This is a genomic window from Kitasatospora sp. NPDC058115 (assembly GCF_042884635.1).
Taxonomy (GTDB): Bacteria; Actinomycetota; Actinomycetes; order Streptomycetales; family Streptomycetaceae; genus Kitasatospora.
Genome location: NZ_JBHVTL010000017.1, coordinates 87,576 through 113,407, shown reverse-complemented (window position 1 = coordinate 113,407; position 25,832 = coordinate 87,576). Strand labels below are relative to the sequence as shown.

At 72.0% G+C, this 25,832-nt stretch carries 20 protein-coding genes, 2 tRNA genes and 1 pseudogene; 5 read left to right on the top strand and 18 right to left on the bottom strand.

Annotated elements, in window-relative coordinates; genetic code table 11:
• The first annotated feature begins 89 nt into the window (after positions 1–89).
• The 3 genes from ACFVVL_RS19615 (at position 90) to pknB (ending at position 5,400) form a co-directional block, all read left to right on the top strand.
• Positions 90–1,511, top strand: coding sequence for an FtsW/RodA/SpoVE family cell cycle protein (locus tag ACFVVL_RS19615; protein ID WP_380288091.1), 1,422 nt, complete (start codon positions 90–92; stop codon positions 1,509–1,511).
• Positions 1,508–2,965, top strand: coding sequence for a peptidoglycan D,D-transpeptidase FtsI family protein (locus ACFVVL_RS19610; protein ID WP_387676797.1), 1,458 nt, complete (start codon positions 1,508–1,510; stop codon positions 2,963–2,965). The genes ACFVVL_RS19615 and ACFVVL_RS19610 overlap by 4 nt, the downstream gene beginning before the upstream one ends.
• 263 nt (positions 2,966–3,228) lie before the next feature.
• Positions 3,229–5,400 carry a Stk1 family PASTA domain-containing Ser/Thr kinase gene (gene pknB, locus ACFVVL_RS19605; protein ID WP_380288070.1) on the top strand — a complete coding sequence of 724 codons (2,172 nt, stop codon included), beginning with the start codon at positions 3,229–3,231 and terminating at the stop codon, positions 5,398–5,400.
• Between the two features lie 232 nt (positions 5,401–5,632).
• On the opposite strand, the gene ACFVVL_RS19600 is transcribed toward pknB, so the two are convergent.
• The 5 genes from ACFVVL_RS19600 to ACFVVL_RS19580 form a co-directional block, all read right to left on the bottom strand.
• The gene (locus ACFVVL_RS19600) at positions 5,633–6,517 is read right to left on the bottom strand and encodes a class E sortase (RefSeq protein WP_380288089.1); all 885 of its coding nucleotides are present in this window, start codon (positions 6,515–6,517) and stop codon (positions 5,633–5,635) included.
• Between the two features lie 52 nt (positions 6,518–6,569).
• Positions 6,570–7,961: a class E sortase gene (locus ACFVVL_RS19595; protein ID WP_387676794.1), complete on the bottom strand. Its 1,392-nt coding sequence runs from the start codon at positions 7,959–7,961 to the stop codon at positions 6,570–6,572.
• A gap of 5 nt (positions 7,962–7,966) precedes the next feature.
• Positions 7,967–8,629, bottom strand: a complete 663-nt coding sequence (locus tag ACFVVL_RS19590) for an aminodeoxychorismate/anthranilate synthase component II (protein ID WP_380288066.1) — start codon at positions 8,627–8,629, stop codon at positions 7,967–7,969.
• 55 nt (positions 8,630–8,684) lie between these two features.
• On the bottom strand, positions 8,685–8,867 hold the full coding sequence (locus tag ACFVVL_RS19585) for a hypothetical protein (protein ID WP_350560556.1): 183 nt from the start codon (positions 8,865–8,867) through the stop codon (positions 8,685–8,687).
• 74 nt (positions 8,868–8,941) lie between these two features.
• Entirely contained in the window at positions 8,942–9,703 is a 762-nt protein-coding gene (locus ACFVVL_RS19580; protein ID WP_380288064.1) for a DUF881 domain-containing protein, read from the bottom strand.
• Between the two features lie 114 nt (positions 9,704–9,817).
• Between ACFVVL_RS19580 and crgA the strand changes: the two genes are divergently transcribed.
• Positions 9,818–10,066, top strand: coding sequence for a cell division protein CrgA (gene crgA, locus ACFVVL_RS19575; RefSeq protein ID WP_350560558.1), 249 nt, complete (start codon positions 9,818–9,820; stop codon positions 10,064–10,066).
• 355 nt (positions 10,067–10,421) lie between these two features.
• On the opposite strand, the gene ACFVVL_RS19570 is transcribed toward crgA, so the two are convergent.
• Positions 10,422–11,345 carry a rhomboid family intramembrane serine protease gene (locus ACFVVL_RS19570; protein WP_387676788.1) on the bottom strand — a complete coding sequence of 308 codons (924 nt, stop codon included), beginning with the start codon at positions 11,343–11,345 and terminating at the stop codon, positions 10,422–10,424.
• Between the two features lie 212 nt (positions 11,346–11,557).
• Between ACFVVL_RS19570 and ACFVVL_RS19565 the strand changes: the two genes are divergently transcribed.
• The gene (locus tag ACFVVL_RS19565) at positions 11,558–12,325 is read left to right on the top strand and encodes a DUF5324 family protein (RefSeq protein ID WP_387676785.1); all 768 of its coding nucleotides are present in this window, start codon (positions 11,558–11,560) and stop codon (positions 12,323–12,325) included.
• Between the two features lie 71 nt (positions 12,326–12,396).
• Here ACFVVL_RS19565 and ACFVVL_RS19560 read toward each other — a convergent pair.
• The 12 genes and pseudogenes from ACFVVL_RS19560 to dnaN all read right to left on the bottom strand — a co-directional run bounded on the left by ACFVVL_RS19560 (position 12,397) and on the right by dnaN (position 25,222).
• A tRNA-Ala gene (locus ACFVVL_RS19560) sits at positions 12,397–12,469 on the bottom strand.
• A 191-nt stretch (positions 12,470–12,660) separates the two neighbouring features.
• Positions 12,661–12,789 (bottom strand): DLW-39 family protein, encoded by a 129-nt coding sequence (locus ACFVVL_RS19555; RefSeq protein ID WP_014137031.1) that lies wholly within the window; start codon positions 12,787–12,789, stop codon positions 12,661–12,663.
• Between the two features lie 257 nt (positions 12,790–13,046).
• Entirely contained in the window at positions 13,047–13,382 is a 336-nt protein-coding gene (locus tag ACFVVL_RS19550) for a DUF6191 domain-containing protein (protein ID WP_380287959.1), read from the bottom strand.
• 140 nt (positions 13,383–13,522) lie between these two features.
• Positions 13,523–13,599, bottom strand: a tRNA-Ile gene (locus ACFVVL_RS19545).
• Positions 13,600–13,615: 16 nt separating this feature from the next.
• Positions 13,616–15,010, bottom strand: coding sequence for a class I SAM-dependent methyltransferase (locus tag ACFVVL_RS19540; protein ID WP_387676782.1), 1,395 nt, complete (start codon positions 15,008–15,010; stop codon positions 13,616–13,618).
• Between the two features lie 275 nt (positions 15,011–15,285).
• A complete protein-coding gene (locus ACFVVL_RS19535; RefSeq protein ID WP_387676779.1) occupies positions 15,286–15,942 on the bottom strand; it encodes a DUF3566 domain-containing protein in 657 nt (218 codons plus the stop codon).
• 235 nt (positions 15,943–16,177) lie between these two features.
• Positions 16,178–18,718: a DNA gyrase subunit A gene (gene gyrA, locus ACFVVL_RS19530; RefSeq protein ID WP_387676948.1), complete on the bottom strand. Its 2,541-nt coding sequence runs from the start codon at positions 18,716–18,718 to the stop codon at positions 16,178–16,180.
• A 121-nt stretch (positions 18,719–18,839) separates the two neighbouring features.
• The gene (gyrB, locus tag ACFVVL_RS19525; RefSeq protein WP_380287953.1) at positions 18,840–20,870 is read right to left on the bottom strand and encodes a DNA topoisomerase (ATP-hydrolyzing) subunit B; all 2,031 of its coding nucleotides are present in this window, start codon (positions 20,868–20,870) and stop codon (positions 18,840–18,842) included.
• A gap of 283 nt (positions 20,871–21,153) precedes the next feature.
• Positions 21,154–21,675, bottom strand: a complete 522-nt coding sequence (locus ACFVVL_RS19520) for a DciA family protein (protein WP_350543082.1) — start codon at positions 21,673–21,675, stop codon at positions 21,154–21,156.
• 154 nt (positions 21,676–21,829) lie between these two features.
• Entirely contained in the window at positions 21,830–22,963 is a 1,134-nt protein-coding gene (gene recF / locus ACFVVL_RS19515) for a DNA replication/repair protein RecF (protein WP_380287950.1), read from the bottom strand.
• Positions 22,964–23,006: 43 nt separating this feature from the next.
• Positions 23,007–23,903, bottom strand: a pseudogene (gnd, locus tag ACFVVL_RS19510) (phosphogluconate dehydrogenase (NAD(+)-dependent, decarboxylating)); the annotation flags it as partial.
• 188 nt (positions 23,904–24,091) lie between these two features.
• Positions 24,092–25,222, bottom strand: coding sequence for a DNA polymerase III subunit beta (gene dnaN / locus ACFVVL_RS19505; RefSeq protein ID WP_380287948.1), 1,131 nt, complete (start codon positions 25,220–25,222; stop codon positions 24,092–24,094).
• Positions 25,223–25,832 lie beyond the last annotated feature (610 nt).

Sequence of the window (25,832 nt, the reverse complement as noted above, 5' to 3'; positions counted from 1 at the left end):
GCCCGGCGCGGACCCGCCGGCCGTCAGGGAGCGGCCCACTCGTGAGCACTTTTGATGTGAGCAGCGACGCCGGCCGCCGGGACACCGGCGTGCCGAACGACCGCGCGTCCTCGCGCCGGCGCCGCAACACCACCATTTCGCCGCAGGCGACGCCGAACCGGCGCAACACCGAGCTGGCGATGCTCGCCTTCGCGGTGGTGCTGCCGGTGCTGGCGTACGCCAACGTGGGCCTCGCGATGGACGGCAAGCTGCCGGCCGGCATGCTCGGCTACGGCCTCGGCATGGGCGCGCTCGCACTGATCGCCCATCTGCTGATGCGGAAGTTCGCGCCGTACGCGGACCCGCTGATGCTGCCCATCGCCACCCTGCTGAACGGGCTCGGCCTGGTGATGATCTGGCGGCTCGACAAGGCCGGCCCGCTGCTGCACAACAACTTCGCGGCCGCCCCCAACCAGCTGATGTGGTCGGGCCTGGGCATCGCGTTCTTCATCGTGGTGATCGTCTTCCTGAAGGACCACCGGGTCCTCCAGCGCTACACCTACATCTCGATGGCGGTGGCCCTGGTGCTGCTCGCCGCCCCGGCGTTCTTCCCGGAGCGCAAGGAGGACTTCGGCGCCAAGATCTGGATCCGGATGGGCGCCTTCTCGATCCAGCCCGGCGAGTTCGCCAAGATCATCCTCACCGTGTTCTTCGCCGGCTACCTGATGGTCAAGCGGGACGCCCTGGCGCTGGCCAGCCGCCGCTTCATGGGCCTGTACCTGCCGCGCGGGCGCGACCTCGGCCCGATCATCGTGATCTGGCTGCTCAGCCTGCTCATCCTGATCTTCGAGAACGACCTCGGCTCGTCCTTCCTCTACTTCGGCCTCTTCGTGGTGATGCTCTACGTCGCCACCGAACGGACCAGCTGGATCGTCTTCGGTCTGCTGATGTCGGTCGGCGGCGCGGTCGCGGTGGCCTCCACCACCAGCCACGTGAAGACCCGCATCGACGCCTGGCTCGACCCGATGGCCGCCTTCGAGCCCAACCACCCGCCGCTCGCCACCGAACAGATCGGCCAGGCGCTGATGTCCTTCGGCTCCGGCGGGGTGACCGGCTCGGGCCTGGGCCAGGGCCGGTCCTGGCTGATCGACTTCGCCGCCAAGAGCGACTTCATCCTCGGCTCCTTCGGCGAGGAGCTCGGCCTCACCGGCATGATGGCGATCTTCATGCTGTACGCCCTGCTGATCCAGCGCGGCCTGCGCACCGCGGTCGCCGCCCGCGACCCGTTCGGCAAGCTCTTCGCCGTCGGCCTCTCCTCGGCGATGGCGCTGCAGGTCTTCGTGGTCGCCGGCGGTGTCACCGGACTGATCCCGCTGACCGGTATGACCATGCCGTTCCTCGCCCAGGGCGGATCCTCGGTGGTCGCCAACTGGGCCCTGGTCGCGATCCTGCTGAAGATCAGCGACAACGCCCGCCGTCCCGGGGTGGAACCCACCCCCACACCCGAGATCCAGGGGGGCACCGCCTCGTGAACAAGCCGATCCGCCGGGTCTCGATCTTCTGCCTCGTGCTGATCCTGGCCCTCATGGTGCGCACCAACTGGATCCAGGGCGTGCAGGCCGAGGCCTGGGCGAGCAACAAGTACAACAAGCGCCAGGTCTACGACCGCTACGCCTACCCGCGCGGCAACATCATCGTCGACGGCCAGCCGATCACCCAGTCCACCTTCGTGAACGGCCTGCGCTACAAGTACAAGCGGTCCTGGACCGACCCCCAGATGTACGCCCCGGTCACCGGCTACTCCTCGCAGGCCTTCGGCTCCAGCCAGCTGGAGCAGCTGGAGGACGGCATCCTCTCCGGCAGCGACGACCGGCTGTTCTTCCGCAACACCCTGGACATGCTGACCGGCGAGCAGAAGCGCGGCGGCGACGTCGTCACCACGATCAATGCCAAGGCCCAGAAGGCCGCCTTCGAGGGGCTCGGCAACAAGAAGGGCGCGGCGGTCGCCCTCGACCCGAAGACCGGCGCGATCCTCGCCCTGGTCTCCACGCCGTCCTACGACCCGGCCAGCTTCGCCGGCAACGAGTCCTCGGACTCCAAGGCCTGGACCGACCTCAACGCCGACCCGAACAAGCCGATGCTCAACCGGGCGCTGCGCGAGACCTACCCGCCCGGCTCGACCTTCAAGCTGGTCACCGCGGCGGCGGCGTTCGAGAACGGCCTCTACCAGAACATCGACGACCAGACCCAGACGCCGGACCCGTACACCCTGCCGGGCACCAACTTCGTGCTGAAGAACGAGTCCGACAGGGAGGTCTGCGGCAACGCCACCATCAAGTCCGGCATGGACCAGTCCTGCAACACCGTCTTCGCCAAGATGGGCGCCGACCTCGGCAAGGACAAGATGCGGGTGCAGGCCGAGAAGTTCGGCTTCAACAGCACCGTGGACACCCCGGTCCGCTCCGAGAAGAGCGTCTTCCCGTCCAACTCCACCCCGGACGGCACCGCCCAGGACTCGATCGGCCAGCACGACACCCAGGCCACCCCGCTGCAGATGGCGATGGTCTCCGCGGCGATCGCCAACAACGGCACCCTGATGCAGCCGTACCTGGTCGCCGAGGAGCGCTCCGCCTCGCTGACCACCATCTCCAAGCACACCGACAAGCAGTTCTCCCAGCCGGTCAGCCCGGCCACCGCGCAGAAGCTGCAGGACCTCATGGTCTCGGTGGTCGAGAACGGCACCGGCAAGAACGCCCGGATCCCCGGCCTCACGGTCGGCGGCAAGACCGGCACCGCCCAGCACGGCGAGGGCAACGCGGGCCTGCCGTTCGCCTGGTTCACGTCCTACGCCAAGGCCTCCGACGGCCGCTCGGTCGCGGTCGCGGTGGTCGTCGAGGATGGCTCCAACAACCGCGACGGCATCAGCGGCGGCCGCCTCGCCGCACCGATCGCCAAGTCGGTGATGCAGGCCGTCCTCGGCGGCTGACCGGATGCGTCCGCGGGTGAGGGAAATGTCACGATCGGCAGCCCTGTCCGGATACCGGTCTGGTATCGGCCTGCGGCCGACTCGGGTCCCGCGCGGTCCGACCGGTAGCGTATCCGCAGCAACGGGTGTACCCGTTGCCGTTCCGCGCGGTGCCGGACGGTCCTGACCGCAGAACCACCCGGGGCCCGGACGGCGTCACACGGAGCGTGCGGGGACACCTACGTCACAACCTCACCGGCGTGGTGAGGGAGAGGGTCGGAACTATGGAAGAGCCTCGTCGCCTCGGCGGCAGGTACGAGCTCGGCGGCGTCCTCGGACGCGGCGGCATGGCCGAGGTGTACCTCGCCCATGACACCCGGCTCGGCCGCTCCGTCGCCGTGAAGACGCTCCGGGCCGACATGGCCCGTGATCCGTCGTTCCAGGCCCGTTTCCGCCGCGAGGCACAGTCCGCGGCGTCGTTGAACCACCCCGCGATCGTCGCCGTGTACGACACCGGCGAGGACTACATCGACGGCATCTCCATCCCGTACATCGTGATGGAGTACGTCGAGGGCTCCACCCTGCGCGAGCTGCTGCACTCCGGCCGCCGGCTGCTGCCGGAGCGGGCGCTGGAGATGACCATCGGCATCCTCCAGGCCCTGGAGTACTCGCACCGGGCCGGCATCGTGCATCGCGACATCAAGCCCGCCAACGTCATGCTCACCCGGCAGGGCAACGTCAAGGTCATGGACTTCGGCATCGCCCGGGCGATGGGCGACGCCGGCATGACGATGACGCAGACCTCCGCCGTCATCGGCACCGCCCAGTACCTCTCCCCGGAGCAGGCCAAGGGCGAGCAGGTGGACGCCCGCTCCGACCTCTACTCCACCGGTTGCCTGCTCTACGAGCTGCTCACCGTCCGCCCGCCGTTCGTCGGCGACTCCCCCGTGGCGGTCGCCTACCAGCACGTCCGGGAGGAGGCCCAGCCGCCGTCCGTCTTCGACCCCGAGGTGCGCCCCGAGGTCGACGCGATCGTGCTCAAGGCGCTCGCCAAGGACCGCGACTACCGCTACCAGACCGCCGACGAGATGCGCGACGACATCGAGCGCTTCCTCGACGGCCTGCCGGTGGCCGCCGCCCAGCAGGCCGCCGCCTACGGCATGGGCGCCGCCGGGTACGGCTACGACCAGAACGGCTACCCGCAGCAGCACGACCCGTACGGCCAGACCAACGTGCTGCCGCAGCAGGCCCCCGGCGGTCCGACCACCGTGCTGCCGCAGGCGGCCCCGGCCGGCTACCCCGCCCAGCCCCAGGCCGGCGGCTACGACGACGGCTACGGCCAGAGCTACGCCGGCGCCCCGGGCGGCGGCAACGACGGCTACGACGACGGCTACGGCCGCGGCGGCCGGCGCGGCGAGGGGCAGCCGAAGAAGAGCAACACCTCCTGGATCGTGCTGGCGGTCGCCGCCGTGCTGGTCCTGGTCGGCACCTTCTTCGTCGCCCAGGCGATGTTCAGCAACAAGAAGGGCGACGAGAAGAAGGACGCCCCGAAGATCACCGCGCCCAACGTGGTCGGCAAGACCCTGGCCGAGGCGAAGACGGCCGTCGCCCAGGTCGGTCCCAAGCTGGTGGTCACCGAGGGCGAGAAGATCGCCTGCCCGGACACCAACGTCAAGAAGGACCAGGTCTGCACCCAGACCCCGGTGGCCGGCACCCAGGTCGCCGAGGCCGCCACGATCACCGTGCAGCTGTCCTCCGGCCCGGCCAAGGCCACTGTGCCGAGCGTGGTCGGCAAGACCAAGGACCAGGCCATCAAGGCGCTCGCCGACGCCGGCTTCGCCAACGTCACGACCGACTACAAGGACGACGACAACGCCCCGCTGGACCAGGTCGTCGCGCAGGACCCGGCCACCGGCGGCGCCGACCCGACCGCCCCGGTCAAGCTGACCGTCTCCCAGGGCAAGGCCAAGATCAACGTGCCGAGCGTGGTCGGCCAGCAGAAGGAGGCCGCGCAGGCCGCGCTGGAGGGCGCGGGCTTCCAGGTGGACGCCTCGAAGACGACGCAGACCAACGACCCGTCCAAGGTCAACACGGTGGCCTCGCAGAGCCCGGCGGGCGGCAAGCAGCCGGCCAACACCAAGATCGTCCTGACCATCTTCAAGGCGCAGGACAAGGTCACCGTCCCGCCGATGGTGAACCAGCCGCTCAAGGAGGCCTCCAAGACCCTCCTGGCGATGGGTCTGCAGTACAGCGTCACCTCGGGCCCGCAGGACCCGAACGCGATCGTGCTCTCCTCGAACCCGCCGGCCGGGACCCAGGTGGACCCGAACACCTCGGTGGGGCTGACGACCAAGCCGGTCGACCCGCCGAAAGGGAACGACACACCCCCCACACTCCCCGGGATCCCCGGCTTCCCCACCCCCACGAACACCAAAGGGGGACCCAACAACAACTAAGCCCTGGTTCCCCTGGTTCTGAGCCCCCTCCCCGGGGGCCGGACCGGCCGGGCGAGTTGCTTGTTCCCCGCGCGACAGCGAACGAGGGCCCGTCGACACCGTGTCGACGGGCCCTCGGGCGTTCTCCGGCGCTCCTGGGCGCTCCCCGGCCCTCCCCGGCGGTCGGCCGGCCTCCGGGGCGCTCCCGGGCCGTCCGACCGCGCCCGGGGCCCGGAAGGGCCCCCCGGCGGCCTCAGCCGCGCCGCAGCTCGGCGGGCGGGGTGCGCTTGGCGTCCATGTCGTCCACCCGCACCAGGCTCCCCCACACCGCCATCCGGTAGCGCGAGGTGTAGACCGGGGTGCAGGTGGTCAGCGTGATGTACCGGCCGGGCTCGGTGTAGCCCGAGCCCTTCGGCACCGGGGCGACGATGCCGGTGTCGAACTTGGAGGTCTCCGGAAGGGTGCTGTCGACCCGGTAGACGTACCACTTGTCGCGGGTCTCGACGACGATCGGGTCGCCCTTGCGCAGGGCGTCCAGGTTGTGGAACTTCGCCCCGTGCCCGTCCCGGTGGGCGGCCAGCGCGAAGTTGCCGGACGCGTCCCACGGCATCGCCGCGCGGTACGGCTGCTCGTAGACGCCGGCGACGCCGTCGGCCAGGGTGTCCGTGTCGGTGCCCATCCGGATCAGCACCTGGTAGTTCCGGCCCATCGCGGGGACGTGCAGGAAGCCGAGCCCCTGGCCCTGCGCGGGTGCCGCCCCGGAGCCGCCCGCGCCGCTCGTGCCGGCCGCGCCGCCGGGCAGCGGGGCCCCGGAGGCGTCCGGCGCGTCCGGGGTCCCGGGGGCGCCCGGGGCGTCGGTCGCCGAGCCGGGCCCGGAGCCGGGCGGCGCGGCCGGTCCGCCGGCCGCCCAGGAGTCGCGCAGCTGGTCGGAGGCCGCGGCGGCGGACCGGTCCGCCAGCACGTCGGTCCACCAGAGCGAGTAGCTGACGAAGAGGCCGAGCACCAGGCCCAGGGTGATCAGCAGCTCGCCGAAGACCCCCAGCGCGGCCAGCGCCCGCCCGCGGCCGCGTCCGCGCCGCTGCGGGCCGCGGCCGTCCCCGGACTGCGGCCCGGGCCCCGGGAAGGCTTCCTCGGCCACCGCTTCGGTCTCCTGCGTCACGTCTCTCCCCTTGCTACTCGCCCGCCCGCGGTCAGCCTCCCGTGAGGGCGGCCGGCTTGCCCTGGCTGCGCGGCCGTTCCTCGATCATCTTGCCAAAGACGATCAGCCGGTACTTGGAACTGAACTCCGGCGTGCACGTGGTCAGCGTGATGTAGCGGCCCGGCCCGCTGTACCCGGCGCCGTTCGGCACCGGCTTGATCACGCTCACGTTGGACGGCGGGGTCTCCGGGATGCCGCCGCTGACCTCGTAGGTGTAGTACGCGGTCGCGGTCTCCACCACGATCTTGTCGCCCTTGCCCAGCTGGTTGATCCGCCGGAACGGCTCGCCGTGGGTGTTGCGGTGCGCGGCCAGCGCGAAGTTGCCCGCCTTGTCGGCCGGCATGCCGGTCCCGGTGTAGTGCCCCACCAGTCCCTTGTCGAGCACCGGGCCCTTGGCGGTGCCCTCGGCGATCGGGAACTTCTGGCCGAGCTTCGGCAGATGGATGATCGCGAAGCCCTTGCCGGGCTCGAACGTCTCCGGTTTGGCCGGGTCCGGGGCCGGCTGTCCGGCCGCCGGGGCCGGGGCGGCCGCGTCGAACTGCTCCTCCAGCTGGCTGCGGGCCCCGTCGGCGGCCGCGTCGGCCTGCACGTTGGTCCACCACAGCTGGTAGGAGACGAACAGCAGCATCACCAGGCCGAGGGTGATGCACAGCTCGCCGAGGAACCGGGCGAGGACCACCGCAACCGGCTCCTTCGGCCGGGGCCGGTCGGCGGCGGCCCGGGTCCGGCCGTCCGGGCGGCGCCGGCCGCGCCCCTGCGCGGCCCTGCGGCGCTCGGCCCGCCCGCCGGGGGCGGGCGGCGGCGGACCGTCGGCCACCGCGTCCATGGTGACCGTCTCGGCGGCGGCCAGCACCGCCTGCCCGGCCGCGGGCGCGTCGGGGCTCTCCAGGTGCAGGCGGAGCGTCTCCTCGGCCCGCCCGGGCGCCACGGGGGGCGCGGCCTGCTCGTAGACGCCCCAGCCGTCCTCGGCCCCCTGCCGGTCCGCCCAGCCCTGGTCCGGGCCCGGCTGGGCGGGGATCCGGCCGCCCTGCCGGAGCTGCTGCTCCTGGTAGGGGTCGTAGCCCTGGTACTGGCCCTGCGGGTACTGCTGGCCGTACTGGCCGTACTGCTCCTGCCGGCCGTACGGCGCCTGCTGCTCGTACGGGGACTGCGGCCCGTACGGCGCCTGCTGCTCGTACGGCGTCTGCTGCCCGTACGGCGTCTGCTGGACGTACTGGCCCTGCGGCCCGTACTGGCCCTGCGGGTACGCGTGCCGGTCCGGGTCCTGCGGGTACGGGCCGCCCGGGGGGTACTGCTGCGGGTACGGGCCGCCGCCCGGGTGGGCACCGCCGCCCTGCGGGTCCGCCTCCGGTTGGTGGCGCCCCTCCGGACGCACCGCGGTCACGCCCCTCAGCCCCGGCCGATCACCGGGGCGAGCCCGGCCGACCGGTCGACGGCCCGCGGGTCACCGCACTCGGCCAGCCAGTTGGCGAGCATCCGGTGGCCGCCCTCGGTGAGCACCGACTCCGGGTGGAACTGCACGCCCTCCACCGCGAGGTCGCGGTGGCGCAGCCCCATGATCACGCCGCTCCCGGTGCGCGCGGTCACCACCAGCTCGGCCGGCACCGTGGCGGGCTCGACCGCCAGCGAGTGGTAGCGGGTCGCGGTGAGCGGCGACGGCAGGCCGGCGAACACCCCGCCGTCCTCGTGCTCGACCGGCGAGGTCTTGCCGTGCAGCAGCTCGGGCGCCCGGCCGACCACGGCGCCGTAGGCCACCGCGATCGACTGCAGGCCCAGGCAGACGCCGAACACCGGCAGTCCGATCCGCGCGCAGTGGTGCACCATCTCGATGCAGACGCCGGCCTCCTCGGGGGCACCGGGGCCGGGGGAGAGCAGCACCCCGTCGAAGCCGCCGTCGCCGTCGCGGCGCACCGCGTGCTCGACCGTCACCTCGTCGTTGCGGACCACCTCGCAGGTGGCGCCGAGCTGGTAGAGGTACTGGACCAGGTTGAAGACGAAGCTGTCGTAGTTGTCGACGACCAGGATGCGGGGCGGGGTCGGCCGGGAGGTCATGGGCGCGCGTTCTCCGGGGTGTGCGGGGACTGGGGGCGGGGGCGGGGCCGCCGGGTCAGCCGACGGCGCCGTCGCCGCCGTCTCCGTCCACTGTGACGTCACCGAAGGGGAGGAGCGGTTCCGCCCACGGGAAGACGTAGGTGAAGAGCAGGTAGACGATCCCCAGCACGAGGAGCACCGAGACCACGGCCTTGACCAGGGTGTTCCCCGGGAGGTGACGCCAGATCCAGCCGTACATGGTGCTCCCTCGACGCAGCGGACTGGACTCAAGACTAGGCCCTCCCCCCGTGACGGCCGGCCCGTCCCGCCGGTCTACTGCTGCCCGGTCGCCGCGCGGAGGTCCGCCGTCCCCGAGTAGCCCGGCAGCGCGAGGTCACCGCTCTCCTGCACCTTCCAGCCCAGTCCGTACGCCTGTACGTACTGCAGGTAGTTGCGCACCGTCGGGTCCGCCTCGACCGCGGTGCGCAGCGCGTCGGTCCTGCCGACGGCCTTGACCACGTAGGGCGGGGAGTAGACCCGGCCCTGGAGCAGCAGGGTGTTGCCGACGCAGCGGACGGCGCTGGTGGAGATCAGCCGCTGGTCCATCACCTGGACGCCCTCGGCGCCGCCGCGCCAGAGCGCGTTCACCACGGCCTGGATGTCCTGCTGGTGGATGACCAGGTCGTTGACGTCCGGCTCGCGCACGCCGGGGATGCGCGCGGTCGCGTTCGGCGGGGCGTCGTTGAGGGTGACGGTGAGGCCGGGGCCCTGCAGCGGGTCCAGGGCGGCGGCCTGCTCCAGGGCGGTGAGCTGCGCGGCGTCGGCCGGGCTGCCCTGCTGGTCGGTGAGCCGCTGGGCCCGTTCCTGGAGGTCGGCGAGCTGCGCCTGGGACTGCTGGTTCTGCGCGCTGCGCTGCCGTATCACGTCGGAGAGGCTGAGCAGCGAGTTGTCGGTGCGCAGGTCGGTGCCGCGCGCGGTCTGCGCGCTGATGTAGAAGAGCAGACCGGCGAGCGCGAAGACGGCGCAGGTCAGGGCACGTCCGACAATTCGGGTGCCGGAGGCGCGGGTACGGGCCGGCCGAGGGGGAATCGACAAATTAGGCACCGTACCCTTATCTCCTTCGGACCCGCCGAACCACTACGCTAACGGACGCCGCCACACCACCGTGAACCCCTGCGCGGTCACAGCGCATCGACAGGAGAGCTCCTCGTGCCGAAGTCTCGACTCCGCAAGAAGTCCGACTACACCCCGCCGACCACGGCCACGGTGAAGATCAGTTCGGGCCGCGGTTGGGTTGCACCGCTGATGCTGGCACTGTTCCTGGTCGGCCTGGTCTGGATCGTCACCTACTACGTGACCAGCGGCAGCTGGCCGGTGGAGAGCTGGCGGAACTGGAACATCCTGGTGGGCTTCGGCTTCATCGCGGCGGGTTTCGGCGTCTCCACCCAGTGGAAGTGACGCCGGGGCTGCTGCCCTGAGTTCCTTCACCGCCGCCCCGGACGGTTCGAGCCGGGGCGGCGTTCCGGCGTGCCCGCACGGGGGGTGCGCCGTTCTCCGGTTATCCGCTTGTCGCGTTTATCCACATGGTTATCCACACTGGGGAAAAGTCGCACCGGCCTGTGGATAACTTGCGCCGGGGGCGCTTTCCACACCGCCGCGCGCCCCACCTCCGGTCCAGGGATCCGCACAGCAGGACACGCGTAGAACAGCCGTCCGGGCCCCTTTGTTCGCACGGCCTGTGCACAACTCCGCACAGGCTGTGGACAACCGTGCGGGTGCCGGACGGCCGTTCACGCCGTCCGGCGCCGGCGGATCACCCGCCGTAGGCGGCGGTCCCGACGAGCACCATCACCACCACCAGGCCGGCCACGCCCGCCAGGGTCAGCCCCTGCACCGCCGCCCGGCGGGCCCGCGGGGCGTACATCAGGCCGGCCGCGGTCAGCATCCCGGCGATCAGGCCGCCGAGGTGCGCGCGCCAGTCGATGTTCGGCACCGAGAAGGTGACGATCAGGTTGAACACCAGCAGCGCGACGACCGGCCCGAGCGGCGCCCGGACCCGGCGGTAGAGCACCACGGTCGCGCCCAGCAGGCCGAAGACCGCCCCCGAGGCCCCCAGCGAGCGCATGCCGTCACCGGCCAGCAGGAAGGCGAAGGCGCTGCCGGCCAGGCCGGAGAGCAGGTAGAGCGCCAGGAAGCGGACCCGGCCCAGGGCCGCCTCCAGCTGCGGGCCGAGGACCCAGAGCACCAGCATGTTGGTGGCGATGTGCCAGGGCGCGGTGTGCAGGAAGACGGCGGTCAGCAGCCGGTACCACTGCCCCGGGCCCTCGGCGACGCCGGTGGGGAACGGGTAGTAGTGGGCCGGGGAGAGGTCGGGGGCGAAGCTGCGCAGTTCGAGGTCGAGGGCCAGCCAGGGCGTGAGTACGTAGGCGGCCAGCACGAAGACCACCAGGTTGACGCCGATCAGCGCCTTGGTGACCAGCGCGCCGTCGGTGGCCGGGCGCCCGCCGAAGCGGGTGGTCGCCCGCCGGACCTGGCGGCCGCCCTCGGCGACGCAGTCCGGGCAGTGGAAGCCCACCGAGGCGTTCACCATGCACTGCGGGCAGATCGGCCGGCCGCAGCGCGTGCAGCCGATGCCGGTCTCCTGCTCGGGGTGGCGGTAGCAGCGGGACAGCCCGTTCCCGCCGCCCGGCGCCCCGGGGGTCGGGTCGATCGGCGGCCTCGGCTCGTCCGGGAGCATCGGCTATCCCCTTCTGCCACGACTTGCTGCAACGACACGTGCGCGCTCCCGGCGGGGACCCGCCGGAACCGCCAGCCTACTGCGGCCGCACCCCCGGCCGGACGGCCCGCTCGCCCCGCCCCGCACCGGCTCCCACCGGTCCCCGCCCGCCTCCCACCGGCCCAGCACGCCCCGCGTACGGCCCACTCCGGCATGCCGTCGGACAAATACGGATGCATGATCAGCATTCAGGTGGATATGTGCATAAAGGACGCCACCAGGAGGAGAGACTCGTGACCCGTTTGGACTCGGCCCGAGCGACGGCCGGCAACCTCGCGGACAACGCCCGGCAGCAGGCCACCCAGGCCGCCCACACCGTCCGCGTCCAGTACGACCGGCACATCGCCCCCCAGGTCGGTCACGCCTTCGCCAGCCTGCCGCCGGAGGCCCAGCAGAACGCCCTGAAGGCCCTGCACCGCACCCAGGAGGCCGCCCTGGCCGCCCGCCACTCCGCGGCCCGGGCCGCCGACCAGGCGCGGTCCACCGTCACGCCCAAGGTCGTGCACGCCGTCGAGGAGGCCCGCGCCGCCGTCGTCCCGGTCGCCCACGAGGCGCAGACCCGCGGCGCGGCCGCACTGACCGCCATGCGCGGCAACGTCACCTCGGCCGAGATCAGCGATCTCGCGGCCCGCAACGCCCGCCGCTCGTGCCGGACCGGCTGGGCGACCGGACTGGCCGTGGCCGGGGTGATCGCGATCGCCGGCGGCATCGCCACCTGGCAGTGGTGGCGCCACCGCAGCAACCCGGAGTGGCTGGTGGAGCCCCCGTCCGCAGCCCGTCCGGCCACGCCGTCCGACGCGGATGCGGACCCGGGCACCGCGATCGGCCCGGACGCCTCCGTGAACGGCTCGCCGGACGCCGCCGGCCCCGCCCCGGCCGCCGGGCCCGGCGGACCCGCCGGGGACCGCTCCGAGCCGCAGGACCCGGGCAGGCCCCGCTGAGAACGCGGACCGGCCGCTGACCTGCCTTCAGGTCAGCGGCCGATCGCCGTCCACACGCGGTGGGAGGACTGTGGAGCTTAGGAGACTCGAACTCCTGACATCTGCCTTGCAAAGGCAGCGCTCTACCAACTGAGCTAAAGCCCCGGGGCGGCACCGGGCGCGCCGCCGGACACCAGGGTACCCGGTCCCGGCACCGATCCGGTGCCCCCTCCCGGCACTCCTGCCGTGCGGGGCCGGGAAACTCCGGCCGACCCGGTCACCCGACCGGGCCGACCGGCCCTGGAGGCACCTGCGGCGCCTCCCGAAGACTGTCGATCGTCAGATCGCCGGGGGCCTCAGCGACCGGCCGGAACCGGGTCGGTGGCCTCGGTCCACAGGTCCTGCTCGGCGCGGTCCGCCTGGACCTGACGGTAGACAAAGAAGCCGCCGAGGGCGACCAGGGCGACCAGGAGAAGCTTCTTCACCGCGGGACCTCGTCCTTCTTGCGTTGACGGACTCAGCAGCCGTGCGCCGATCGATCCGATCGGGCCGACGAGTCCGTGGTTGTGTTACGAGCACGAACGGGCGGTCGGGATGCCGGACTGCCCTTGCGGCCGATGATACACACCGGTGTCCCAATCGTGACCAGCCACCGCTGCCTCCAACCGACCCGTCCGGCCGGAGGATTGACGCCACACCTCCTGTCGTACGGTCGGCCCGGCACGGAGCCCGCGCGGAGCCCTCACCGTTCCCGCCCATCGGCCGCCCCGCCGGGCGGCCGCACCAGCACCACGACCCCCGACGCCAGGTCCACCCGGGTGCGCGGCGGCGCCCCGTCGTCCTCCTCGTCGCGCAGCATCAGCGAGCTCTGCCGCTCGTCGAGCTGGTGCTGCTTCCCAGCCGCGAACTGCGCGTGCAGCTGCTCGAAACCGGTCGCCGAGATCTGCCCCTCCCGGCCGGTCCCCCGCCACGGCACCAGCCGCGAGCGGCGCGCCCGGAGCGCCAGCTGATCGACGAAGGCCAGCACCACCAGGACGCAGACCAGGCCGGGGATGGTCATCGCGAAGACCAGACCCATTGCGCCACCGCCTCACCGTCGGACGCCGCCGGGGCGGACCCCGGCCTCCACCGGTAGAACACCCGGCCGCAGCCGGGGGTTCCCCGGAACCGGCGGCGGAACGCCGAAGGGCCCGGAGCAGTGCTCCGGGCCCTTCGCGGTGGTGGGGCTAACAGGACTTGAACCTGTGGCCTCTTCCTTATCAGGGAAGCGCTCTAACCGTCTGAGCTATAGCCCCTTGCCGCACTGAAAGATTAGCGGACCGATCCCCGATCCCCCAAATCCGTTACGGCCGGGCCTGCGGCGGGGCCCTCCGGGACGGGCAGGTCGGAGGCGGTGCCGACGGCGGTCAGCCACTCCGCGCGGGTCGCCGGGAGGTGCGCGGCGCCCTCGGCGGTGGTGCGCACCGCGAGGATCTGGTTGACCCCGATCCGGTTCTCCTCGAAGGCCAGCGCCGAGGCCGCCATGTAGAGCCGCCAGACCCGCGCCCGGCCGCGCCCCACCAGCCCGACCGCCTCCGTCCAGTGCGCCTCCAGGTTGGCCACCCACTCACGCAGGGTCAGCCCGTAGTGCTCGCGGAGCGACTCGACGTCGCGCACCTCGAAGCCGGCCTCCTCCAGCCGGGAGACCGTGGAACCGACCGGGGACAGTTCGCCGTCCGGGAAGACGTAGCGGTTGATGAACGGGCTGGGGCGGTACGGCTCACCGGGGTGGCCGGGACGGCGGGCGATCTGGTGGTTGAGCAGCCGGCCGCCCGGGACCAGCAGCCCGTACAGGCCCTCCGCGTACACCCGGTACTGGGCCTCGCCGACGTGCTCCGCCATGCCCACGCTGGAGATCGCGTCGAACGGGCCGTCCGGGATCTCCCGGTAGTCCTGCAGCCGGATCTCCACCCGGTCCGCCAGGCCGGCCTCCTCGACCCGTCGGCGGGCCAGCGCGACCTGCTCCTCGGAGATCGAGACGCCCACCGCCGTCACCCCGTAGTGCCGGGCCGCGTGCAGCACCAGCGAGCCCCAGCCGCAGCCGACGTCCAGCAGCCGCATCCCGGGCCGCAGGCCGAGCTTGCGGCAGATGAGGTCCAGCTTGGCCTCCTGCGCCGCCTCCAGGCTCTTCGCGGCGGGCTCCCAGTAGGCGCACGAGTAGACCATCGACGGGCCCAGCACCAGGCCGTAGAAGTCGTTGCCGACGTCGTAGTGGTGGTGGATCGCCGCCCGGTCCCGGCCGCGGCTGTGCAGCCGCCCCCGGCCCACCGGGGCCTCCTCCGGCGGCGGGGCGGGATCGGGCCCGAGCGCCCCGGCCCGCAGCAGCGCGCCCACCGCCCGGCGCCCCCGGACGCCCAGCACGTCGCCCGGGCCGAGCCGCAGCCGGCGGATCTCGGGAAGCTCGGCGAAGTGCGCGACGGCCCGCAGCACCTCGTACAGGTCGGAGCCCGGGGCGACCTCCAGGTCCCCCGAGACGTAGGCCCGGGCCAGGCCCAGCTCGTCCGGCCGCCAGAGCAGCCGGCGCAGCGCCCGGCGGTTGCGCAGCACCACCGTGGGCGCCCCCGGCGGCCCGGCCGCACTGCCGTCCCAGGCCTGCACCCGCAGTGGCACCGGGACCCCCAGCAGCCCGTCCAGGGCCTCGACCAGCCGCTTTGCGAGCTCCGCCATCGCGCGTCTCCGTCCTGCCGTGCCTGAGCAGCCGTCCCGGACCCGTCCGGTGGGAACCGGGGAGGCCTGCGGCGGCCGGGTGACGCGGAACGAGCGGACCAAGCTAAGCCCACCGCTCCCCCGGCCCGTCCGGGCGGCACGCCGCGCCGTGCGGCTGTCACCCGAATGCCGACGGGCCCCACCGGCTGCAACAGCCGGTGGGGCCCGCTGATTCCGTCCACGGACGGAAAATCCCCGAGGGGGAGGGGAACTGATCCCGGGTCAGGCCCGGGGGATCAGTCCTCCTCGGCCAGGGTGAGCTCGATGCCGCCGGTGAAGCCGGCCGCCGCGTTGTAGATGAACGCCGAGAGCGTGGAGAGCGCGGTCAGCAGCACCACGTCGACCACGGCGATCAGCGAGGTGAAGGTCATCACCTTTCCGAAGCCCACGTAGTCCATGATGTTCAGGCCGCCGCCGTTGGTGTCCGAGCCGGTGACGTCCTTCAGGGTCTTGCCGAGCGAGTCGAAGACGCCGAGCGAGTCCAGCGTCATCCACAGCACCGCGGCCGCCACGATGATGATGATCCCGACCGCCAGCGACAGCAGGAAGCTGACCTTCATGACCGACCACGGGTCGGCCTTGGTCACCCGCAGCCGGGCCTTCCTGGTCCGGCCCAGGCCACCGCCGGCGGCCGGCGGCGCGGCCGGACGCCGCACGCCCGCGGCGGGCGTCCCGCCGGGCGGGGTGTTGCCGCCGCCGACCCGGGTGCCCCGGGGCGGGGTCGGCTGCCCCTTGGCGTAGGTGGTCGGCTGGGAGAAGCCGTTGCCGCCCGCCGCCGGGGCACCCGGCGGGGGCGTCGGCTGGCCGCCGTACGTCCCGCCCTGGCCCGCCCCGCCGACCGGCGGCATCAGCGAGGTGGACGCGGCCGGGTGCTCGGCCGGCGGCTGCGGCACGCCGTACGCCCCGCCGCCCTGTGCTGCGCCCGGACGGCCGCCGGCGGCGCCTCCCCCAGCACCCGTGGCTCCACTCACTGGTCCTCCCGCACTTCCCGCCAGGACGGCGCACCGCCCTGCTTCGTCACTCGTCATCCAGCGCCCGGCGGGATTGCCCGGAACTGGTCGGCGGCCGGTACCGCCACGTCGTGTACGGATGTACGGACGTGACGGTACCGGCCGACGCGGTACGAGGTCAGGCCTGGGCGGTCCCGCCGCCCGGCGCCGTCTCCGTACCCTCGGCCACCTCGGTGGACTCGGTACCCGCCACCTCGTCCTCCGCCGACTCCTCGTCCTCGGCCTCCGCGTTGCGGGCCATGCCCACGACCGCATCGCGCTTGCCCAGGTTGATCAGTTGGACGCCCATGGTGTCACGTCCGGTTTCACGAACCTCGGAAACCCTCGTGCGGATCACTCCTCCGGAGAGGGTGATCGCCATGATCTCGTCGGTCTCGTCGACGACGAGCGCGCCGACCAGCGAGCCCCGGCCCTCGACGATCTTCGCCGCCTTGGTGCCGTAGCCGCCGCGTCCCTGGACACGGTACTCGTCCACACCGGTGCGCTTGGCGTAGCCGCCGTCGGTCGCGGTGAAGACGAAGGTGCCCGGACGGACCACGTTCATCGAGAGCAGTTCGTCGTTCTCGCGGAAGGCCATGCCCTTGACGCCGGAGGTGGCGCGGCCGGTGGAGCGCAGCGCCTCGTCGGTGGCGGTGAAGCGGATCGACTGCGCCTTCTTGGAGACGAGCAGCAGGTCGTCCTCGGCGGAGACCAGTTCGGCGCCGATCAGCTCGTCGTCCCGGCCCTCGTCGTCCTGGCGCAGGTTGATCGCGATCAGGCCGCCGGAGCGCGGGGAGTCGTAGTCCTTCAGCGGGGACTTCTTCACCAGGCCGGCCCGGGTGGCGAGGACGAGGTAGGGCTTGTCCTCGTAGGTGCGGATCGCCTTCACCTGGGCGATGTGCTCGTCCGGCTGGAAGGCCAGCAGGTTGGCCACGTGCTGGCCGCGGGCGTCGCGGCCGGCGTCCGGCAGCTCGTAGCCCTTGGCGCGGTAGACCCGGCCCTTGTTGGTGAAGAACAGGATCCAGTTGTGGGTCGTCGTCACGAAGAAGTGGTCGACGATGTCGTCCTGCTTGAGCTGGGCGCCGCGCACGCCCTTGCCGCCGCGCTTCTGCGAGCGGTAGAGGTCGGAGCGGGTGCGCTTGACGTAGCCGCCGCGGGTGATGGTGACGACGATGTCCTCCTCGGCGATGAGGTCCTCGATGGAGAGGTCGCCGTCGGAGGGGATGAGGGTGGAGCGCCGCTCGTCGCCGTACTTCTCGACGATCGCGGTGAGCTCCTCGGAGATGATCCCGCGCTGGCGGGTCGGCGAGGCCAGGATCGCGTTGTACTCGTCGATCTTGCGCTGCAGCTCGTCGTGCTCGTCGGTGATCCGCTGGCGCTCCAGGGCGGCCAGCCGGCGCAGCTGCATCTCCAGGATCGCGTTGGCCTGGAGCTCGTCGATCGAGAGCAGCTCCATCAGGCCGGTGCGGGCGGCGTCGGCGCTCGCCGAGGCCCGGATCAGCGCGATGACCTCGTCGATCATGTCCAGGGCGCGCAGCAGCGCGCGCAGGATGTGGGCGCGCTCCTCGGCCTTGCGCAGCCGGAAGGTGGTGCGCCGGACGATGACCTCGACCTGGTGGTTGACCCAGTGCCGGATGAAGGCGTCCAGCGACAGGGTGCGCGGCACGCCGTCGACCAGGGCCAGCATGTTGGCGCCGAAGTTGGTCTGCAGGTCGGTGTGCTTGTAGAGGTTGTTCAGCACGACCTTGGCGACCGCGTCGCGCTTGAGCACGACCACCAGGCGGGTGCCGGTGCGGGCCGAGGACTCGTCGCGGACGTCGGCGATGCCGGCGATCTTGCCGTCCTTGACCAGGTCGGCGATCTTCAGCGCGAGGTTGTCCGGGTTGACCTGGTAGGGCAGCTCGGTGATCACCAGGCACTGCCGGCCCTGGATCTCCTCGACCTCGACCACGGCGCGCATGGTGACCGAGCCGCGGCCGGTGCGGTAGTAGTCGTCGATGCCGCGGCGGCCGACGATCAGCGCGCCGGTGGGGAAGTCCGGGCCCTTGATCCGCTCGATCAGGGCGTCCAGCAGGTCCTCGGCGGAGGCCTCCGGGTTCTCCAGGTACCAGAGCGCGCCGGAGGCGACCTCGCGCAGGTTGTGCGGCGGGATGTTGGTGGCCATGCCGACCGCGATGCCGGTGGCACCGTTGACCAGCAGGTTGGGGAAGCGCGCGGGCAGGACGGTGGGCTCCTGCGAGCGGCCGTCGTAGTTGGGCGCGAAGTCGACGGTCTCCTCGTCGATGTCGCGCATCATCTCCATGGCCAGCGGCGCCATCTTGCACTCGGTGTAGCGCATGGCCGCGGCCGGGTCGTTGCCCGGGGAGCCGAAGTTGCCGTTGCCGTCCACCAGCGGCATCCGCATCGACCACGGCTGGGCCAGGCGGACCACGGTGTCGTAGATCGAGGTGTCACCGTGCGGGTGGTAGTTGCCCATGACGTCGCCGACGACGCGGGCGCACTTGTAGTACCCCTTCTCGGGGCGGTAGCCGCCGTCGTACATCGCGTACAGCACGCGGCGGTGCACCGGCTTCAGGCCGTCGCGCACCTCGGGCAGCGCCCGGCTGACGATGACGCTCATCGCGTAGTCGAGGTACGAGCGCTGCATCTCGGTTTCGAGCTCGACCGGCTCGATGCGCATGGTCACCGTGGCGGCGGCCTCGGGGGTCTCGGGCTGCTCGCCTTCGGGACGGTTGTCGTCGACCACTGGTGGTCAGTTTCCTTTCACGCGGACTGGTACGTGCGGGGCCTGCGGGCAGGCGTCACACGTCCAGGAAGCGGACGTCCTTGGCGTTGCGCTGGATGAAGGAGCGGCGGGCCTCGACGTCCTCGCCCATGAGGACCGAGAACAGCTCGTCGGCGCGGGCGGCGTCCTCCAGGGTGACCTGGAGGAGCAGGCGGTGCTCGGCGTCCATGGTGGTGACCCGGAGCTCCTCGGCGTTCATCTCGCCGAGACCCTTGAACCGCTGGATCGCGTCGTCCTTCGGAAGGCGGCGCCCCGCCTCGACCCCGGCGGCGATCAGCGCGTCGCGCTCGCGGTCGGAGTAGGCGTACTCGAAGTCGTCCTTGCCCCACTTGATCTTGTACAGCGGCGGCATCGCCAGGTAGACGTAGCCGGACTCGACCAGCGGCCGCATGAAGCGGAACAGCAGGGTCAGCAGCAGGGTGCGGATGTGCTGGCCGTCGACGTCGGCGTCGGCCATCAGCACGATCTTGTGGTAGCGCAGCTTGGACTCGTCGTAGTCCTCCTGGATGCCGCAGCCGAAGGCCGAGATCAGCGCCTGGACCTCGGTGTTCTGCAGCACCTTGTCGATCCGGGCCTTCTCGACGTTCAGGATCTTGCCGCGGATCGGGAGGATGGCCTGGGTGCGGGGGTCGCGGCCCTGCTTGGCCGAGCCGCCGGCGGAGTCACCCTCGACGATGAAGATCTCGCACTCGGCCGGGTCCTTGGACTGGCAGTCGCTGAGCTTGCCGGGCAGCGAGGCGGACTCCAGCAGGCCCTTGCGGCGGGTGAGGTCGCGGGCCTTGCGGGCGGCGACGCGCGCGGTGGCGGCCTGGATGGACTTGCGGATGATGTCCGCGGCCTCGTTGGGGTTGCGGTCCAGCCAGTCCCCGAAGTGCTCGTGGACGACCTTCTGGACGAAGGTCTTCGCCTCGGTGTTGCCGAGCTTGTCCTTGGTCTGGCCCTCGAACTGCGGCTCGCCGAGCTTGACCGAGATGATCGCGGTCAGGCCCTCGCGGATGTCCTCGCCGGAGAGGTTGTCGTCCTTCTCGCGGAGCAGCTTCTTGTCCCGCGCGTAGCGGTTGACCAGGCCGGTCAGCGCGGCGCGGAAGCCCTCCTCGTGGGTACCGCCGCCGTGGGTGTGGATGGTGTTGGCGAAGGAGTAGACCCCCTCGGTGTACGAGGAGTTCCACTGCATGGCGATCTCCACCGAGATCGCCTTGTCCTTGTCCTCCGCCTCGAAGTCGATCACCGAGGGGTGGACGACCTCGCCCTTGCGGGAGTTGAGGTGGGCGACGAAGTCGGCGATGCCGCCGTCGTACTTGTAGGTGACGGAGAGCGGCTTGCCCTCCTCGTCGACGTGCTCGGGGCGCTCGTCGGTCAGGGCGATGGTCAGGCCCTTGTTGAGGAACGCCATCTCCTGGAAGCGGCGGGAGAGCGTCTCGAAGGAGTAGACCGTGGTCTCGAAGATCTCCGGGTCGGCCCAGAAGGTGACGCTGGTGCCGGTGCGCTCGGCGGCCTCGTGCTGGGACAGCGGGGCGGTCGGGGTGCCGGCCTTGTACTCCTGCGTCCAGCGGTGGCCGTCGGTGTGGATCTCCACCGCGAGGCGGGTGGAGAGCGCGTTCACGACGGAGACGCCGACGCCGTGCAGACCGCCGGAGACCGCGTAGCCGCCGTTGCCGAACTTGCCGCCCGCGTGCAGAACCGTCAGCACGACCTCGACGGCCGGCTTGCCCTGGCCCGGCATGATGCCGACCGGGATGCCGCGGCCGTTGTCGACCACGCGCACGCCGCCGTCGGCGAGGAGGGTCACGTCGATGGTGTCCGCGTGCCCGGCCATCGCCTCGTCGACGGAGTTGTCCACGATCTCCTGCACCAGGTGGTGCAGGCCGCGCTCACCGGTCGAGCCGATGTACATGCCGGGGCGCTTGCGGACGGCGTCGAGGCCCTCCAGCACCTGGATGGCACTGGCGTCGTACGACCTGTCGGACTGGTCGGTCTGGTCTGGGATCTGGCTGGGGTTGCCGGAATCGGCCACGAAGCGCCCTCTCTGGCACAGCGCGGGCCGCATCCCCGCCTCCTACGGGCGGGCGTGCGACCACGGCGTTTCGACTCGGTTGCCACTAGCAACAGTGTTTGGCCCCCAGTCTACCGGTACGACTGACATCGATGGGCGTTTGGCAGCCTCTGAGGGCAGAAATGGCGCCCTGAATCCCCTCGGGACATGTCCCGATACTCGCTCGGGGGGCTCAGGCCGCCTGGCAGGGCCGTCAGGGGTTCCGGAGGATCACGGTCCGCTCCGCTCCCGGACCGACCGCCCCGGGCCGGGCGGAGGCGGGCGGGCGGGCGGGCGGCTATCCCCAGGTGTCGCCGGGGCCCTTGCTGCCGGGGGCGCGCAGCCGGCCGTAGCCGCGCACCGGGGCCGCGGGGCCGAGCACCTTGATGGTGCGGACCGTGCCGTGGCCCAGCTCGTGGTTCAGACGGGCCACCAACTGCCTTGCCAGCCAGCGGAGTTGAGTGGCCCACGCGGTGGAGTCGCACTGCACCGTGAGCACCGCGGCCTCGTCGTCGTAGGCGGTGGGGGTGCAGTGCGCCGCGATGTCCGGTCCGACGATCTGCGGCCAACGGCCCATCACCCCGCCGACCGCGGCCGAGGACTCCCAGCCCCGTTCGGTCAGCAGCCGGGTCAGCGCCGCCCCCAGCGGCACCGGGTCACGGCCGTCCGAGCGGGCCCCGCTGCGCAGACCGTGCCGCTTCGCCTCGCGCTTCTCGCGCACCTGCTCACCGCGCTGGCGGGCCTGAGCCCGGGCCGCCCGCAGCGCCGAGCGCGCCAGGTCGGCACCGGTCGGCCCGGGGTGCTCCGCCGAATCGCTCACGGCGATCTCCTTATCCCCACCCTGTGGACAACGGTGAGCCGTCCAGCGTACGGGAGCCGGGAGGGCGCGCGACGGCACGGGTGGGCGTCCCCGGGGGTACGGGTGCGGGGTGTGCGACCGCCGACGGCGGTCCGTGGAGCGCGGTGCGGCGCGATCAGCCGGTGACGCGCCGGACGGCGCCGTCGGCGACCGCGTACCGGGCGCCGGCCAGCGCCTTCGGCACGTCCTCGGCCACCGCCGCGGTCACCAGCACCTGCTCGCCGCCGGCCACCAGCTCGGCCAGCCGGTCGCGGCGGGCGGCGTCCAGCTCGGCGAAGACGTCGTCCAGGACCAGCACCGGCTCGCCGCCGTCCGCCCGCAGCAGCTCGTAGGAGGCCAGCCGCAGCGCCAGCGCGAAGGACCAGGACTCGCCGTGGCTGGCGTAGCCCTTGGCGGGCAGCGGGCCGAGCTTGAGCAGCAGCTCGTCGCGGTGCGGGCCGACCAGGGTGACCCCGCGCTCGACCTCCTGCTTGCGGACCGTCCGCAGCGCCTCCAGCAGCTGCTCCTCGGCCTGCTCGCGGCTGGTCGGCAGCTCGCCCTCGAAGGAGCTGCGGTACTCCAGGGCGGTGTCGCCGCCGCCGGGCGCGAGCTGCCCGTAGGCGGCCGTGACCAGCGGCTGGAGGGCGGCCACCAGCTGGAGCCGGAAGGCGGTGAGTTCGGCGCCGGCCCGGGCCAGGTGGCCGTCCCAGACCTCCAGGGTGGACAGGTCGGCGCCCTTGCCGCCGCCGGCCCGGCGGGCCATCGCGGCGGTCTTCAGCAGGGCGTTGCGCTGCTTGAGCACCCGCTCGTAGTCCTGCCGGACCCCGGCCAGCCGGGGCGCGCGGGCGGTCAGCAGCTCGTCCAGGAAGCGCCGGCGCTCCCCCGGGTCGCCCTTGACCAGGGCGAGGTCCTCGGGGGCGAACAGCACGGTGCGCAGCAGGCCCAGCACGTCGCGCGGGCGGACGTTGTCGGAGCGGTTGATCCGGGCCCGGTTGGCCTTGCCGGGGGTGATCTCCAGCTCGACCAGGGTGGAGCGGCCGCGGTCCACCACCGAGGTGCGGATCACCGCGCGCTCGGCGCCCAGCCGGATCAGCGGGGCGTCGGTGGCGACCCGGTGGCTGCCCAGGGTGGCGACGTAGCCGACCGCCTCGACCAGATTGGTCTTGCCCTGGCCGTTGGGGCCGACGAACGCCGTCACGCCCGGGTCGAGGGGGACCTCGGCCCGGGCGTAGGAACGGAAGTCGGCGAGCGACAGGTGCGCGACGTGCATGGCGGTGGACTGCGCTCGCCTTCTGTGGAGGGACCTGCGGGGACTACTTCGACTCGACCGCGTGGCCGCCGAACTGGTTGCGCAGCGCGGCGATCATCTTCATCTGCGGCGAGTCGTCCTGGCGGGAGGCGAAGCGGGCGAACAGCGAGGCGGTGATGGCCGGCAGCGGGACAGCGTGGTCGATCGCGGCCTCGACGGTCCAGCGGCCCTCGCCGGAGTCGGCGGCCCAGCCCTTGAGCTTGCCCAGGTGCTCGTCCTCGTCCAGGGCGCGCACGGCCAGGTCGAGCAGCCAGGAGCGGATCACGGTGCCCTCCTGCCAGCTGCGGAAGACCTCGCGGACGTCGGTCACCTCGGGGGCGGCCTCCAGCAGCTCCCAGCCCTCGGCGAAGGCCTGCATCATCGCGTACTCGATGCCGTTGTGGACCATCTTGGCGAAGTGGCCGGCGCCGACCGCGCCCGCGTGCACCGAGCCGAAGTCGCCCTCGGGCTTGAGCGCGTCGAAGACCGGCTGGACCTTGGCCACGTGCTCGGCGTCGCCGCCGTACATCAGCGCGTAGCCGTTCTCCAGGCCCCAGACGCCGCCCGAGACGCCGCAGTCGACGAAGCCGATGCCCTTGGCGGCCAGCGCCTCGGCGTGCTTGATGTCGTCGGTCCAGCGGGAGTTGCCGCCGTCGACGACCACGTCGCCGGGCGAGAGCAGCTCGGCCAGCTCGTCCACGGTGGCCTGGGTGGCGGCGCCGGCCGGGACCATGACCCAGACGACGCGCGGGCCCTGCAGCTTGGTGACCAGCTCCTGGAGGCTCTCGACGTCGGAGATGTCGGGGTTGCGGTCGTAGCCGATGACGGTGTGGCCGGCGCGGCGGATCCGCTCGCGCATGTTGCCGCCCATCTTGCCGAGACCGATGAGGCCGAGCTCCATAGCCAAATCCTTACCTGTGGTGACGTCCCTGCGGGCGGCGCCGTTGCCGCGCCTCCTTGAGCCTACGTGCTGGAGCGGAAGGGCCTCCTCGTGGTCGGGCCGACCGGGGGAGGTTCCACAGGTTTGTTCACAGGGCTGTGGACGGAGCCGTGGGCGAACGGCTCCGGGCAGGTCCGGTGGCGGCCGGACCTGCCCGGGGCGCGGCGGGCTCAGCCGGAGAGGCGGACCGGCATGATCAGGTACTGGTAGGCCTCGTCCGCCTCGGCGTCCACCGCGGCCTTGCCGCTGAGCAGCGCGGGCTTGGTCGGGGTGGTGAAGCTCAGCTGGGCGTAGGCGGAGTCGATGGCCTTGAGGCCCTCCTCCAGGTAGCCCGGGTTGAACGCGATCGAGATGGCGTCCCCCTCCAGGGAGGCGTCGATCCGCTCGGTGGCCTGGGCGTCGTCGCCGGAGCCGGCCTCCAGGGTGAGCACGCCCTCCTCGAAGTTCAGCCGGACCGGGGTGTTGCGCTCGGCGACCAAGGAGACGCGCTTGAGGGCCTCCAGGAAGGGCTGGGTCTGGATCGCCGCGATCGCGTTGAACTCGGTCGGGAAGAGGCTGCGGTACTTCGGGAACTCGCCCTCCAGCAGACGGGTGGTGGTCCGCCGGCCGGCGCCCTCGAAGCCGATCAGGCCCTCGCCCGCGCCGCCCGAGGAGAGCGCGATGGACACGTTGTCGCCGCTGCCCAGGGACTTGGCGATGTCCTGGAGGGTCTTGGCCGGGACGAGCGCGACCGCCGAGATGTCGGACTGCTCGGGCTTCCACAGCAGCTCGCGGACGGCGAAGCGGTAACGGTCGGTGGCGGCCAGGGTGATCCGGTCGCCCTCGATCTCGACCCGCACGCCGGTGAGCACCGGCAGGGTGTCGTCGCGGCCGGCGGCCACGGCGGCCTGGCTGACCGCGGAGGCGAACACGTCGCCGGGCACGGTGCCGGTCGCGGTCGGCATCTGGGGCAGCGCCGGGTACTCGTCCACCGGCAGGGTCGGCAGGGTGAACCGGGAGCTGCCGCAGACCACGCTGACCCGCTGGCCGTCGGTGGAGATCTCCACAGGCCTGTTGGGAAGGTTGCGCGAGATGTCGTTGAGCAGCCGGCCGGAGACCAGCACGGTGCCGGCCTCCTCGATGTCGGCCTCCAGCTCGACCCGGGCCGAGACCTCGTAGTCGAAGCCGGACAGCGCCAGGCTGCCGTCCTGGGCCGTCAGCAGCAGGCCGGCCAGCACCGGCACCGGCGGCCGTGCCGGGAGGCTGCGGGCAGCCCAGGCCACCGCCTCCGCGAGGACGTCACGCTCCACCCGGAACTTCACCGGTAACCGCCTCCTGGATCGAGCGCTCCCGCTCGCACGTCTGGTTCTTCTGATCTTGGTCTTCGCCGCGGCTGTCCACCGAGCTCCGCCGCTCCGCTTCCAGTCGCCGAGGACAGTCTGACGTACTCCACCGACAGACGGGGCAGACGGGCGGAAGCAACTCGAACGGATGTCGGGCAGCGGTTGTCCACAGATTTGGCCCCCACCCGCTTTTGAACGAGGCGAACGGTCTATAGGTGTAGTGGTAGTAGTAGGGCCTGTGGAAACCGTGGATAACCCTGTTTGCGCAGGTCAGGCCCGGTTTTTTGTCCACAGGAGCTGTGGACCGAGGCTGTGGACGAACACGGCCCGCTGTGGACGGCGGAGCGTTACCCACAGGGCACGCTGGGTATCCACAGGTTATCCCCAGCACCGTCCCCAGATCCGGACCCGGTTATCCACGGGCTCCGGTCAACTTTTCGTGACGGCTTTCACACCTGGGCATGAACGAGGGCAGAAGCTTGTCGAACTGTGGACGCAGCTGTGGACAACCTGGGGATAACCCCGCCCGGCCTGGGGACAACCGGTGGACAACCCGAACGGCCCACTGACGGGCCGGCACTTGTCCACA

Excerpts from the sequence above, each read along its gene's own strand:
- pknB (WP_380288070.1), top strand. The coding sequence starts at position 3,229 with ATGGAAGAGCCTCGTCGCCTCGGCGGCAGGTACGAGCTCGGCGGCGTC.
- gyrA (WP_387676948.1), bottom strand. The coding sequence starts at position 18,718 with ATGCGCATCGAGCCGGTCGAGCTCGAAACCGAGATGCAGCGCTCGTAC.
- ACFVVL_RS19585 (WP_350560556.1), bottom strand. The coding sequence starts at position 8,867 with ATGTACGGCTGGATCTGGCGTCACCTCCCGGGGAACACCCTGGTCAAG.
- ACFVVL_RS19590 (WP_380288066.1), bottom strand. The coding sequence starts at position 8,629 with ATGACCTCCCGGCCGACCCCGCCCCGCATCCTGGTCGTCGACAACTAC.
- ACFVVL_RS19565 (WP_387676785.1), top strand. The coding sequence starts at position 11,558 with ATGCATGATCAGCATTCAGGTGGATATGTGCATAAAGGACGCCACCAG.
- ACFVVL_RS19570 (WP_387676788.1), bottom strand. The coding sequence starts at position 11,345 with ATGCTCCCGGACGAGCCGAGGCCGCCGATCGACCCGACCCCCGGGGCG.
- recF (WP_380287950.1), bottom strand. The coding sequence starts at position 22,963 with ATGCACGTCGCGCACCTGTCGCTCGCCGACTTCCGTTCCTACGCCCGG.
- gyrB (WP_380287953.1), bottom strand. The coding sequence starts at position 20,870 with ATGCGGCCCGCGCTGTGCCAGAGAGGGCGCTTCGTGGCCGATTCCGGC.
- ACFVVL_RS19540 (WP_387676782.1), bottom strand. The coding sequence starts at position 15,010 with ATGGCGGAGCTCGCAAAGCGGCTGGTCGAGGCCCTGGACGGGCTGCTG.
- ACFVVL_RS19550 (WP_380287959.1), bottom strand. The coding sequence starts at position 13,382 with ATGGGTCTGGTCTTCGCGATGACCATCCCCGGCCTGGTCTGCGTCCTG.